General features: G+C 24.3%; 16 protein-coding genes, 1 tRNA gene and 1 pseudogene. 7 read left to right on the top strand and 11 right to left on the bottom strand.

The window, feature by feature from the left end:
* Positions 1 to 135: 135 nt before the first annotated feature.
* Genes AAHM85_RS03910 through AAHM85_RS03900 form a run of 3 tightly spaced genes read left to right on the top strand, consistent with a single transcriptional unit; the run spans position 136 to position 2694 of the window.
* Positions 136 to 978 (top strand): energy-coupling factor transporter ATPase, encoded by an 843-nt coding sequence (locus AAHM85_RS03910; RefSeq protein ID WP_342261066.1) that lies wholly within the window; start codon positions 136 to 138, stop codon positions 976 to 978.
* Complete coding sequence (locus AAHM85_RS03905) at positions 954 to 1832, top strand: energy-coupling factor transporter ATPase (protein ID WP_342261065.1); 879 nt, start codon at positions 954 to 956, stop codon at positions 1830 to 1832. The genes AAHM85_RS03910 and AAHM85_RS03905 overlap by 25 nt, the downstream gene beginning before the upstream one ends.
* A 13-nt stretch (positions 1833 to 1845) precedes the next feature.
* The gene (locus tag AAHM85_RS03900) at positions 1846 to 2694 is read left to right on the top strand and encodes an energy-coupling factor transporter transmembrane component T (protein WP_342261064.1); all 849 of its coding nucleotides are present in this window, start codon (positions 1846 to 1848) and stop codon (positions 2692 to 2694) included.
* 174 nt (positions 2695 to 2868) lie between these two features.
* On the opposite strand, the gene AAHM85_RS03895 is transcribed toward AAHM85_RS03900, so the two are convergent.
* Both AAHM85_RS03895 and AAHM85_RS03890 read right to left on the bottom strand, forming a co-directional pair.
* Complete coding sequence (locus AAHM85_RS03895) at positions 2869 to 3162, bottom strand: hypothetical protein (RefSeq protein ID WP_342261063.1); 294 nt, start codon at positions 3160 to 3162, stop codon at positions 2869 to 2871.
* A 99-nt stretch (positions 3163 to 3261) separates the two neighbouring features.
* The gene (locus AAHM85_RS03890; RefSeq protein WP_342261062.1) at positions 3262 to 3531 is read right to left on the bottom strand and encodes a hypothetical protein; all 270 of its coding nucleotides are present in this window, start codon (positions 3529 to 3531) and stop codon (positions 3262 to 3264) included.
* A gap of 665 nt (positions 3532 to 4196) precedes the next feature.
* On the opposite strand from AAHM85_RS03890, the gene AAHM85_RS03885 reads away from it, so the two are divergent.
* Entirely contained in the window at positions 4197 to 4424 is a 228-nt protein-coding gene (locus tag AAHM85_RS03885) for a hypothetical protein (protein ID WP_342261061.1), read from the top strand.
* A 36-nt stretch (positions 4425 to 4460) separates the two neighbouring features.
* Here the strand turns inward: AAHM85_RS03885 and AAHM85_RS03880 are convergent, their stop codons facing one another.
* The 8 genes and pseudogenes from AAHM85_RS03880 to AAHM85_RS03845 form a co-directional block, all read right to left on the bottom strand.
* Positions 4461 to 5291: a hypothetical protein gene (locus AAHM85_RS03880; protein ID WP_342261060.1), complete on the bottom strand. Its 831-nt coding sequence runs from the start codon at positions 5289 to 5291 to the stop codon at positions 4461 to 4463.
* 170 nt (positions 5292 to 5461) lie between these two features.
* Positions 5462 to 6251: pseudogene (locus AAHM85_RS03875) on the bottom strand (IS5 family transposase).
* A 33-nt stretch (positions 6252 to 6284) separates the two neighbouring features.
* Complete coding sequence (locus AAHM85_RS03870) at positions 6285 to 7220, bottom strand: hypothetical protein (RefSeq protein ID WP_342261059.1); 936 nt, start codon at positions 7218 to 7220, stop codon at positions 6285 to 6287.
* 2 nt (positions 7221 to 7222) lie between these two features.
* Positions 7223 to 7414: a hypothetical protein gene (locus AAHM85_RS03865; RefSeq protein ID WP_342261058.1), complete on the bottom strand. Its 192-nt coding sequence runs from the start codon at positions 7412 to 7414 to the stop codon at positions 7223 to 7225.
* Between the two features lie 209 nt (positions 7415 to 7623).
* Positions 7624 to 7812, bottom strand: coding sequence for a hypothetical protein (locus tag AAHM85_RS03860; RefSeq protein WP_342261057.1), 189 nt, complete (start codon positions 7810 to 7812; stop codon positions 7624 to 7626).
* A 226-nt stretch (positions 7813 to 8038) separates the two neighbouring features.
* Positions 8039 to 8161 (bottom strand): hypothetical protein, encoded by a 123-nt coding sequence (locus AAHM85_RS03855; RefSeq protein ID WP_342261056.1) that lies wholly within the window; start codon positions 8159 to 8161, stop codon positions 8039 to 8041.
* Between the two features lie 98 nt (positions 8162 to 8259).
* Positions 8260 to 8439 carry a hypothetical protein gene (locus AAHM85_RS03850; protein WP_342261055.1) on the bottom strand — a complete coding sequence of 60 codons (180 nt, stop codon included), beginning with the start codon at positions 8437 to 8439 and terminating at the stop codon, positions 8260 to 8262.
* 317 nt (positions 8440 to 8756) lie between these two features.
* Positions 8757 to 9590 carry an IS1595 family transposase gene (locus AAHM85_RS03845; RefSeq protein ID WP_342261054.1) on the bottom strand — a complete coding sequence of 278 codons (834 nt, stop codon included), beginning with the start codon at positions 9588 to 9590 and terminating at the stop codon, positions 8757 to 8759.
* Positions 9591 to 9799: 209 nt separating this feature from the next.
* On the opposite strand from AAHM85_RS03845, the gene AAHM85_RS03840 reads away from it, so the two are divergent.
* The 3 genes from AAHM85_RS03840 (at position 9800) to AAHM85_RS03830 (ending at position 11963) form a co-directional block, all read left to right on the top strand.
* Positions 9800 to 9876: transfer RNA gene (locus tag AAHM85_RS03840), tRNA-His, on the top strand.
* A gap of 156 nt (positions 9877 to 10032) precedes the next feature.
* Complete coding sequence (locus AAHM85_RS03835) at positions 10033 to 10563, top strand: DUF402 domain-containing protein (protein WP_342261053.1); 531 nt, start codon at positions 10033 to 10035, stop codon at positions 10561 to 10563.
* Positions 10564 to 10796: 233 nt separating this feature from the next.
* On the top strand, positions 10797 to 11963 hold the full coding sequence (locus tag AAHM85_RS03830) for a hypothetical protein (RefSeq protein ID WP_342261052.1): 1167 nt from the start codon (positions 10797 to 10799) through the stop codon (positions 11961 to 11963).
* Here AAHM85_RS03830 and AAHM85_RS03825 read toward each other — a convergent pair.
* Positions 11950 to 13070, bottom strand: a protein-coding gene (locus AAHM85_RS03825) for an IS3 family transposase (protein WP_425289706.1) whose coding sequence is annotated in 2 segments (ribosomal slippage) — positions 11950 to 12827 and positions 12827 to 13070 — 1122 coding nt in all. Because the reading frame shifts where the segments join, the coding sequence is not laid out codon by codon here. The genes AAHM85_RS03830 and AAHM85_RS03825 overlap by 14 nt on opposite strands.
* Between the last annotated feature and the right edge of the window lie 26 nt (positions 13071 to 13096).

Raw genomic sequence — 13096 nt, 5'->3', positions numbered from 1 at the left:
AATTTTACTTCAATTTTGAACAGGTATTGTTCATTTTTTTCTTTTTTTATAATTTTTATAAATTATAAATTGATATATATAAAATTACTGTTATAATTTTACTAGCATAATATTTAAAATGGAGTTAGAAGTAATATGAGTAAATCTAAAATTTCATTAAGTTTAAAAAATGTTGAGTTTCGCTATAAACCAGAATACAATAACGCTGTTGATAATGTTAGTTTTGATATTAATCATGGTGAATATATTACTATAATTGGTCATAATGGTAGTGGTAAGTCAACACTTTCAAAAATTATTATTGGTGTTTTACACAAACAAAAAGGTACAATTCAATTATTTGGTGAAACAATTACTAATAAAAACATAAAACAGTTACGTCGTCACTTAGGTATCGTTTTTCAAAATCCTGATAATCAATTTATAGGTTCAACTGTCCGTGATGATATTGCTTTTGGCTTGGAAAATCATTTAGTTGAACCCAGTGATATGCCAGCAATTATTGACAAAGTTTCTAGGGCAGTAGGTATGGAAAAATATTTAGATCATGAACCACTATGATTATCTGGTGGTCAAAAACAACGTGTAGCTATTGCTTCAGTTTTAGCTTTAGAACCTGATATTATTATTTTTGATGAGGCAACTAGTATGCTTGATCCAAAAGGTAAACGAGAAGTTAAAGAAATTATGCTAAAATTACAAGAACAACGCAATAAAACTATTATTTCTATTACTCATGATATGGATGAAATTATTAATGCTGATAAAATTATTGTTATGAATAAAGGTAAATTAGTTCGTTATGGAACTCCATCTGAAATATTAAAAGAATGAGAGTTTTTACAAAGTATTCATTTAGATATTCCTTTTGTTTTAAAAGTATCGTTAGGTTTAAAAAATAAGGGAATTAATATTAATGAAACATTAAGTGAAGAGGAGCTGATTTCTAGTTTATGTCAATTAAATTTAAAGAAGTAAGTTATACTTATTCTCCAAAAACCCCTTATCAGTATCAAGCATTAAAAGATATTACTATTGAGATTGTTGAACAAAAAATAGTTGCTATTATTGGTGAAACTGGTAGTGGTAAATCAACTATGATTCAACATATTAATGGTTTATTAGTTCCAATGGCAGGTTCAGTTGCTATTAATGATTTTATTATTAAGGCTAATCAAAAAAAAATTCGTGATATTAAAAAAATACGTAAACAAATTGGCTTAGTTTTTCAATTTCCTGAATATCAGTTATTTGAAGAAACTATTGAACGAGATATTATGTTTGGACCAGTTAATTTTGGTGAGAAAAAAGATAAAGCACGAGAGTTAGCAAAAAAATATATTAATTTGGTTGGATTAGACGAAACATATTTATCAAGAAGTCCATTTGATTTGTCTGGTGGTCAAAAACGAAGAGTTGCTATTGCTGGTATTTTGGCATTACAAGGTCATACTTTAATTTTAGATGAACCAACAGCAGGACTTGATCCTGATGGTGAAAAAGAATTAATTAATTTATTTTATGATTTAAATCATAAAGAAAATAAAACTATTATTTTAGTAACTCATAACATGAATCATGTACTAATGGTTGCTGATGAAGTTATTGTATTACATAATACACAGATTTATAAAAAAGCAGATCCAATTACTATTTTTAGAGATAAAAAATTAATTGCCGAAACCGGAATTGAGCCACCAAAAATTTATAGTTTTTTATATAAATTAGAAGCAGCAGGATTTGATACATCAAAAATTACTGCTAGAAGTGATTCAGAATTAATTGACCAGTTATCAAAAATATTATCCAAAAAAAATAGCAATAAAAAGTAAGGAGTAATAAATAATGAAAGTTAGTTTTGGTCGTTATTTACCTTTAAATTCAATCATTCATCGTGTAGATCCAAGAATTAAATTAGTAGTTTTAATTTGTTTAATTGCTTCACTTTTTTTTCATACTGGTTTTGAAGGTTATGCTCTTATTGGTTTTACTGTCATAACAATTTTCTTTTGTGCTAAATTGCCTTTTATGATGTTATTAAAATTAATGCGCCCCATTTTATTTATGGCATTTATTTTGTTTATAATTAATTGTTTTTTAACTGATGGTCCTAATGTTGGAATGATTTGACGTTGGCACGGTATTAAAGTATCATATAAAGCTATATTTGTTAGTATTTATATTGCTCTTAGAATTTATTTAATGATTTTAATTACGACAATTTTAACAACCACTACTCAACCATTAGATTTAACATTAGCATTAGAAGATTTAATGCTACCACTAAAATTAATTAAATTTCCAGTACATATTATTTCAATGATTATTTCTATTGCTCTTCGTTCAATTCCTACATTATTAGATGAAGCGGGCAGAATTTTAAAAGCGCAGGCATCACGTGGTGTTGATTTAAAAAATGGTCATTTTAAAGAAAAAGTTAAATCGTTAGTATCATTAATTATTCCCTTATTAGTTTCTTCATTTCAAAAAGCAGAAGATTTAGCGTACGCTATGGATTCAAGGGGTTATGATCCACAAGGCAAAAGAACACGTTTTCGTCAATATCATATTGATTTTAAAGATATATTTTTCTTTATTATTGGTGTAGGGTTGTTAGCATTTCTTATTTCTTATACTTATCATCCGGAAATTTTTTGAAAAATTCCATTTATTGATGATTATTATTCACAATAATAAGCGTATATGAATTAGGTTTACTAATTTTAAATATTTATTAATATTTAGTTAAAATAAAAAATTTTGCAACAAGTGTCATAATATTTATCATTTTTATTTTTTCTTATACTCCCTAATTATTTTTTTTAATTAAAAATTCTTAACGCTTTTCTCAGCATTTATGTGATAAAATTAAAAAATAGTACACAAGGCGAGAAAAGCGTTTTGTTTTTGTGTTTTTATTTCAGGTCTTTGAGCATATTTTTGTTGTTTTTCTTTAATAAGTTGATATCTTTTTTGGTCATATTTTTTCTTTCTTGCTTTGACTTCAGGTCTTTGTTTATATTCTTTAATTTTTTGTTTATTTTTTTGATATCATGTTTGTTGAGATATTCGTTTTTTTGTTTTTTTAGATTGTTTATTAACTACTTCTTCATTGGTTTGAAATGAAGAAGTAGTATTAGTAATTATATTTTCATTATTCATGTTTTTTCCCCTAAATTTAATTTAATTTAAACTTTTACTACTTTTTAACTAGAAATTCTTACTTTAAACTTAAAAAATATTATTAATAATTAAAATTAATTAAGGAGTAAGTCCAGTTGATAAATTATAATCATAAATATCACTATCTAAGTTACTTGTAACTACAATACTGTTATTTCATTCAACATTTTGTTCTGCTATTTTTTCACTAACTAACAATTGTTCAATAGCTTTATCTAATAAATTTAATTGATCTAATTCTAAATTATTTAATACATCTTTTATAACTTGTTTATCATACACATTATCACAATTAAAATTACTTAAATCAAAAATTTGTTTTGAACTAGAAACATGATCATATTGCAATTCTCTTTGTTTTTCTTTAATAAGTTGATATCTTTTTTGGTCATATTTTTTCTTTTTTTCTTTTATTTAAGGTCTTTGTTTATATTCTTGTCATTTTCTTTTTTTTAGATTGTTTATTAACTACTTCTTCATTGGTTTGAAATGAAGAAGTAGTATTAGTAACTATACTTAAACTATTATTCATGTCTTTTTTCCCCTAAATATAATTAAATTTAATTTAATTTAAACTTTTACTATATATTTTTTGATACATAAAAATGTATATTATAACTTTTTCAAAGTTTTAATAATCAGATTAATAAGATATATCAAGTATATAGGGACTACGTCCCTCGCCACTACATCGCTCACCCAAATTATAGTCGCAGTAGGTTCACTGCGACTATAACTATTTTTATTTATCTTTATGTTTTATTAATTAAAAAAAATATGTTAAAATTTAAATATAAACTTAATATAAGTTTTTAAACCATTATTTTAATTTTAAAATAATAGTTTTTTTATTTTGAGAGGAGAAAAAAATTCAAAAATACTTTACATATACAGGCGGAATATTAGGTGGTAGTACAGCATTAAGTGGTATAAATTATTTTTTTTATAATTTAATTTCAAAAGCAGATAAAGATGTTTTTAATCAACCAGAAGCAGGAATAGCAATATTTGGATTGATGTTTTGTGAAATAACTTCACCTTTAATTGGATACTGATTAGGTTCTAAATTAGGTTATGGAATTGGCACTGCTGTTTCAAATATTTCTGATATTAATGTTGAAAGTAATAATCAAGAACAAATTTCTGAAACAACTCCATTATTAACAAGCGAGATTGTAAGTATTAATAGTGACCAATTATCAATAAACAATCAAACACAAAATCAATTAATTCTTTCATAAAACTACTAAAAATAAATGTTAATAATTTATTAACATTTATTTTTTCTTTTTTTGTAAAATATTATCTAATTTATCCAAACCAGCAGATTTAATATCACTATAAGTCATATCAATACTACTTGCTTCTTTAAGATATTTCTTAGGTGACAATTCACTTTTAAGTTCATGCACATAATGTAAAGCACGTGAATTATACCTCTTTAAACAATGTCTAGGAAAAAATAAAGTCATAGCCATTACTTCACTACTATAACTTGGAGGCATAATACCTTTCTTAATCATTTTCTTTGTTCTACGTCGTGAAAACACTACTTTATTATAATCCTCAATATTAGTATATAAATTAAGATTAAATATAACAAAAAATAATAAAACACGCATTCTTTTAACTTGAACAACATATTCTACTTTTTCTCTTGCTTGTACTGGTATTCTATTACGGTGTTGTTCAATACCATTAAACATATGAGCTATTAACTTACAAAATTGGCCTAAACTTTCTTGTTGATTTTTAAACTGTATTCCTAAATCATTAGAATTTATTTTCAATGCTAATTCATCTAAAATTATTAAATCTTGTTCTTCAAAAGCATAATTACTTGCTAACTGATTAAAAGTAAAAACATCATTATAATTAACCAAATAAGAATAACCATTTTTTAATTTAATAGGAAAAGGACTAACTACTCGCTTTTTATGAGTTTGTGCTAAACAACAAGCAAGAGCAGATTTACCAGTTCTTGGGGGTGCTGAAATAATATAACTACCAACTCGTTTTAAAATTTTAACATTACGAATAGTTATACAAATTGGATAAACAATCATAATTAAACCTATAATTAATAACACATAACCATATCAAGGCATAAAACTGCTCCTAACCAATAATTAAACTAATTGCTCTAACAAATAATCATAAAGGTATAATATTTTCTATTCCACTAACAATATCAATATTTAAAGCAGTACTAATAGTATCTGAAAAAAAATGTCGTAATAAACTATCTATTGTAAAAAGAAATTGTCTTAGAACCTGTTTAGAATCTTTTTAATAAAATTGAAATAAAGGAAAGAACAACCATTTGTAAACTAGTATTTAATTTTCTTTCACAATTTTTTCATAATCTTCTACATTTTTCTAATCAAGCAAAACTTCGCTCTACAACTCATCTTTTTGGTAATAATACAAAAGAATGTAATTCATTACGTTTTACAACTTCAACATTCGCATTTATAATTGTTTTGATTGCAGAAGCAAATTTTTCACCAGTATAACCAGCATCTACTATTATTTTTTGAACTGTAGAAAGATTTTCTTTTTCATTTTGAATCATTATTATGGCACTATTACGATCTGTTTTTTCTGCTGTAGTTACGTAAATTGCATGTGGTAAACCTTGAGAATCAACAGCAATATGACGTTTTATTCCTGAAATCTTTTTACCAACATCATAACCTTTGTTTTTAGTAGTATCTGTATTTTTAACACTTTGTGAATCAATTATACAAAAACTGGTTTTTTCTTTTCGATGATTATTGATACGAACTTTTCTAACTAATTTTTTTTAAAATTAATTGTCATATGCTAGGTTCTTTACCATTATTTTTACTTCAAATTTGAAAATAATAATATACAGTTTGTCATTTTGGAAAATTTTTTGGTAACATTCTTCATTAACAACCACTTTTTAATACATATAAAACTGCACAAAATACTTCATATAAATCTAAATTTCTTGGTTTTGTTTTCTTTTTGACATTTTCTAAAATTAATCTTATGTTCTCAAATTGTTTTTTAGTGACATGACTTGGATAATTTTTATATATACCTCTTATTTTAAAATATATAGTAATTTTACCTTATTCTCTAAAAGATTCTAAACAGGTTCTTAATGGCTCAACTGGTAAAACTTTACCAACAACACCATAAAGTACTCATCTAAAAGCATTACGTAAATGACCAAAAACATCATATCAACTTGGTCTTTCATACTCGGGGTTAAATGGACTATTTGGTGGTGCTGGAACAATATCTTTGGAAGAAAAAATATTCATCTGACCAAAATTTACATGCAAATTATCACTATAATCAGTTAATGAAGTTAAATCAAAATTAATAGTTAAATTTTTTAAATTTGGAACATGAACCGGCATAGTAATAAAATTATATTTTCCTAAATTATAAACACTATCTTTATTATTTAATACACCTTTAAAATTATAACGAATATTACCCTCATAATCTAAAAATGAAAATGTATAAATAGAAGAAAAATATTTAAAATAATCAGCACTAAGATAAAACATAAAACCTTGAATATAAAAACTCAATGGTTTTGTAATTTCAAAAGTCAACTTAAAACTTAAATTATTACATCTACCATTTCAAAAAATTAAATCATTCAACTGACTAGACTGTATAAAATTATGATTAAACAAAATCAAAGATAATTGTTCTAAATCTTGCTCTGTAAAATTATAATCAGTAGACAAACCACTAATTTGCCTATTAAAAGAACCTACAACGTCAGACTTAAACCAAATTGAATAAGGGGAAACAACAGTCTTATGAACAAAAGCAGCAACTAATTTTAAATCTGGTTGACCAACATCAAAATAAGCAGAATTTCAAGGAATAGTTGCTCAATCATTAAAATCATTATATTTTACAGCTTTAATCATATTCTTAGTTATAGTATAATTACTTTCACTACGTGCATTTGAAACAATCAAAGAAGTCGGTGCTTGAACAGAAGTATTTACAACAAAAAATAATTTAGCAAACTTAAATCACATAATTATTTACCAAATAAACATTTTAAAATTCATCATAAACCATAAAATATAATAAATCCAATAAAAAACTGTGTTCCATAAACTACTAAATTTCATAAAATAGTAGTAAATTGGTCAACTAGACTTCCTATAAACATAGTTCAATAATCAACTATACATTGATGTATTTTATTGTAAATATCTCAAACACTCATACTTAACACCTACCCAAACAATGACCTAAAAATAAATTTAATACTACGATAAATAAAATTAAAAAATACACCTAATACCAACCAAAAAGTCAAATTAAACAAAATATAAACTTCATCAGTAATATTAGTTTGATTTAAAAATATACCAATATCATTACTAGAAAATATAAAAATTAAATGCAATATACTATTCACAAAATCATTCATAATTAAGTACCTACAAACTTTCCTTTTTTATTTTCAACACCCTTAGCATTATTTCTTAAACGTTTTCTTTCATGTTGCTTAGCAATTTGCTTTCCAACAAATTTTGAACTACCTTTAATATTTTTATAACTTTGTTTTACAGTACCCGATGTAGAAACTGGCTGAATATCAATATTTAAAAAAACTGACATAGCAAACTTTATTAAAAAGACTTACTGCATAACTAGTTAACTTTTTATTTTAATAATAACAAAAAAATAAAAAGTTAACTAGTTATGCAGTAAGTCTATTTTTAAAATGTTTTAAGATTATTGGTTATAAATTTAGAAAAGCCAGAAAACGAATATTTTTAAGATTTAATTTAATTGCAGGATTTTATAATTTATCATTAAAACTTAAAAACGTTATGCAGTAAGTCTAAAGAATAAAAACAACAAAAGTTCCCAAATTAAAACCTAAATCTGCCATTGGCAAATTTCAAAATTTCATAAAAATTTGTCCAAACAATTCTAAAATTTTTGAAATAAAAGAAACACCCATAATAAACTACTCCTATATAATTTTAATAATTTTAAAATTAAAGAAAAAGTAAAAAGTACTAAAATAATTGCTAATAATGGTGGTGGCATAGAAACTATTTATTGTAAACTATCACCAAAAATAAAACTTTTAATAACCAAAGATAAATTATGTAAACCAGAAAAATCAGTAATATAACTTTGCAAAATATTTTGCACAATATTATTTAAAGAAGATAAAAGTTTACCTAATAAAGGAAAAACAAAAATTATTGCAAAAAATAATTGGGCAGTTGTCAAAAATCCGGAATAAATTAGTTCATATATAGTCTTATTATAATTTAGACAAGAAATAATTAGGGATTTTATGTAATTGTAAATTTATCTTACTACTATTTTAAAAATATTACAATTAAAATACTCCATTTTATAAATTATAAAAATAATTTAATAATTTAATTAACATAAATATATAATTAAAATTCTTATTAAATTAAAAGTTAATAAGAATTTTAATTTTTTATCGCTTTTCTTGCTTTTCTTCCTTTATGTACTATTTTTTAATTTTATCACATAAATGCTGAGAAAAGCGTATCTACGGACTTCTCTCCACATTTTTAAATTAAACACAGCATTACAATTTCAAAACTAGGTATCTTGTTGAATTTATATGCAGCTTCTTTGGCATATAAATAAACATGATGTTTTGCAACTTTGATATGTGTTTTAAATGTTCTTCTTATATGTTTTCAAACTGATTCAATTTGATTGGTATTTACACCAGTTTTTGAAACATAACCATCTTGATGGTTAACTGTTTTATGTTTTGGGAAAACCAATTTGAAATCGCAATATCCTTTTCAATCATCAGTATATACATGACATTTTGAAGAAATGTGGCTTCTTGCAAAATTCAAAAGACTTTTACTCTTTGCATTTTTCAATACTTTCACAATTAAATTATTAGTTGTTTTTTCATAAATACCAACAATCAATGTTTTATTTTTCAAGGATCTTCCTTGTTTTTTAAAAGCCATATGTGAAAGATACATTTCATCAATTTGCACTGTGCCTTCAACAATAAATTGAGGTTCTTGTTTTGCAATACGTCTTCTAATTTTATGACCCATTCTCCATGCTGTTTTTAAGGTCACTCCCAATTCTTTTGAAACATCAGTTGACGGAATTCCATGTTTGGTGTTTATTCATCTAAAGATGAAGTAAAATCATGATCTTAAAGATGTTTGTGACCTTGAAAATATGGTACCCGTGCGAATACTAAATGTTTGATTACATTTCAAACATCTTATTCTTTTTAAATCAGAAGTATTCAAATTAAAACTAGAACACCTAATACATTTGTTTTCTTTCAAATTTGCTATATATGCAAGACATTGCTGTTCAGTTTGAAAAGCATTGTTGAACTCATTCAGTTTCATTGTTCCCTCCACAAGTACATGTGGGGAGAAGTCCGTTAATAATTATGGTTAATTATTAATTTAAATTGTGTTCTAATTGTTAATAGTAGCATTGTTTTTTATTATTACTGTCATAATAGGAAAATTAGATAATTATTTTTGTAGTTTTATGAAAAAAAATATTAAAAAATCATAAATTTATTGTATAATATTTAACGGTTTTACTTATAGAAACTAATATGGCGACTGTGGCGTAGCGGTCTAGCGCATCAGTTTGTGGAACTGACATTCGCGGGTTCGAATCCCGTCAGTCGCCCCATTTAATAAAATTATGTTTTTTACTACTCCTTTTTGGATTTTTTTATTTTTTAAAGAAATATTATTATAAATTTATTTTTCGCTTTTTATTTACTAAATAAATAATGTTATAATTATTATGTTTTATGATTTGCAGAAAGTTGAGGTTTAAATGTATATGTACCTTAAAGAAGGGCAAATACTTTCAATTCATGCATATAAGCATAATGGCGATTTATATCGTGGTTGAAATAATTCAATTGTTTTAGAAGATACTGAAAAATATTTAGTTTTAGTAAATGAGAATGTAACAATTACTGAAATTAATGGTCGTAAATGAACAACCGTTGATCCAGCAATTTGATTATTCTTTAAAAATGATTGATACAATATTATTTGTATGATTCGTAATGATGGTGTTCATTATTATTGTAATATTGCCAGTCCCTTTATTTTAGATTCGCAAACAGTTAAATACATTGATTATGATTTAGATGTTAAAGTATTTCCTAATCGTTCTTATAAACTGTTAGATTTGAAAGAATTTAAAACTAATCGTCGAATATGAAAGTATCCAATACCTTTACAAAATATATTATGACAAAATATAAATAAATTAAAAAAAGGAATTAAGAAAAATGAAATTAATTTATTTAATGATGATGTAATTTTAAATTATTGAAAAAATTATCAAAACCAAAGTTTATAAAAATAGTAGGAACATATGTTCCTACTATTTTTGATATTAAAACTTTTTCTAATTAAATTTATTTTCGCTTTTCTCCCTTTATGTACTATTTTTTAATTTTATCACATAAATGCTGAGAAAAGCGAAAATAATTATAAAGAGGTAAAAAGGATGGGCATCAGTCACTTAAGTTTACCAATTAATATTTTCAATCTGTAATATAATTAAAAATAATTAATACAGAAGGAGAAATTATGAATTATAAAGTTTATTCAAAAGAAACAAAATTAGCCGTTGTTAATGAGTATTTAGTTGATAAAAAACTAAAAATACATGAAATTCAAGTCAAATATAAATTATCAACTCCAGTATTAATTTATAATTGGGTTAACCAATATCAAATTAAAGGTGAAAATGCATTCACCAAAATTTCTAAATCCCAAACATCTCACAGGATCGATAAGAAAGATATTGAAATTAAACTATTAAACAAAGAAATTGATAAACTTAGAAAACAAGCTTTAAAAGATGAGGTTGAAAAAGAACTTTTAAAGGAGCAATTAGCCTGTGAAAAGAAATTAACAAGGGGAAAAAATAGTAAATTATTAAAATATAAGTGTTTTTTAATAGTAGAAAAATATAAGCAAAAAGGTCATCAATTAAATAAAATTATTGTTTACATAGCTATTAGCAAAACAGCATACTATTTATGAGTAAAAAAAGGTAAAAAGCAATATCAATCAAAAATTAATGATAATTTGATACAAGCAATAAACAAAATAGTTCTCATTAAAAATGAAAAAAAGTACATTAATATCACTAGTTTTGAAAAAGTAAGATTAGAGTTAAAAATAAAAAATAAAGGTCTTAAATGCAGTAAAACAAGCATAAAACAAATATTAAAAGATAATAATATTAAATTATTATTAGAACCTAAATCAACAAATAGAGTAGTAGAAAATAGTGATTTAAAAAATAATAAAGATTTATTAAAACGTAATTTTTCAAGTAATAACTTTCTTGAAAAAGTTGGTATGGATGGCACATGATTTAAAAATATAATTATTGGTGATAAAAAAACAAAATTATTAGTTGTTTTTGCTACTGATATGTACAGTAATTCAATTGTTGGCTGAAAAATAAACAAAAGTGAAAATGCCAAAACTGTGTTAAATGTGGTTAATCAAATAGAATTAGCGAGTGCTAAACAATGTAATTTTACGACTATTCAATCAGATTTAGGTTCTGCTAATACAAGCGAAATTGTTAGTAAAGTTTTTAATACAAGTACTAATCTAATTCATTCAAAAAGTCTATCAGGTTTTAAAGGTAATCAAGTTAGTGAATGTTTAAATCGTTGAATTAAAAGAGATTTTAAAATGATTGAAATGGCAACCCTTTTTAGGACTATTTTTTGGTAGACATTTTTTCTTGATATTTAATGGGAGTTAAGTAGTTTAAAGTGCTGTGGATTCTTATATTGTTATATCAATTGATATAATCAAATAATTCTAATTTTAACTGTATTAATGATGTAAATTTTTTGTCATTAATAAATTCAGTCTTGAAAGTTTTAAAAGTTGCTTCAGCAACAGCATTGTCATAAGGACAACCTTTTTTACTTAAAGAGCGGGTAATATTGAATGCTAATAAAAGTTTGTTAATAATTTTATTATTAAATTCGTTACCTCGATCGCTATGAAATATTTGCATATCTTTTAAACAGCGATTTGATTGCATAAATGCTTGATATACCAATGATGCATCTTTTTTAGTACCTACACTATGTCCAACAATTTCGCGGTTAAATAGGTCTATTAATAAGCAAATATAGTTTCATTTACCATTAACTTCAACATAACTAAGATCACTGACAATCACCTCATTTTTAATTCTATTATTAAAGTTTCTATTAACAATATTAGTGATTTGTTCATTATTTACTTTATTACGATGATTTTTAAATGATAATTTAGTGTATTTTGACATTAAATTATGTTTATCCATAATTTTTTTAATTTTTCTTCTTGATAAATAAATTTCTTGTTTTTCTAGTATGACTTTTAATCTTCTTGTTCCATAAACACATTTGTTTTCTTTAAAAGCACTAATAACAGCTTGATCATAAATATTATTTTTGATTTTATCTTCTTTTTTCTTTAAATTAAAATAATATGTTGATTTAGAAATTTTTAAAAAACGACACATTGGGCGAATCTTATATTTTCATTTATTATTTGCAATAATCTCTACTTTCTGCCTATTATTAGTGCTGCTTGCTTTAAAATATCATTTTCCATTCGTAATTGTTTTAATTCTTTATTCATTTGAATTAATTGTTTTTCTAAATCAGAAAGATTATCTTTAGTTTTAAAACTTCCCGAATTAGTAAATTGCTTAATTCATTTATATGCAACTGCTCTTGTAACATTGTACTCTTTAACAAGACAAGATACTGATTTGCCACTTTGATATAAAGCTACTATTTGTTTTTTAAATTCATCTGTATATGAAGTAATATTGGCCATAATTATATTTCCTTTCTTTTAACAAA

The organism is Spiroplasma endosymbiont of Notiophilus biguttatus, from assembly GCF_964030985.1.
GTDB lineage: Bacteria > Bacillota_I > Bacilli_A > Mycoplasmatales > VBWQ01 > Spiroplasma_E > Spiroplasma_E ixodetis_A.
The sequence above is the reverse complement of the archived record's forward strand: the minus strand, read 5'-3'. Positions and strand labels throughout refer to the sequence as shown.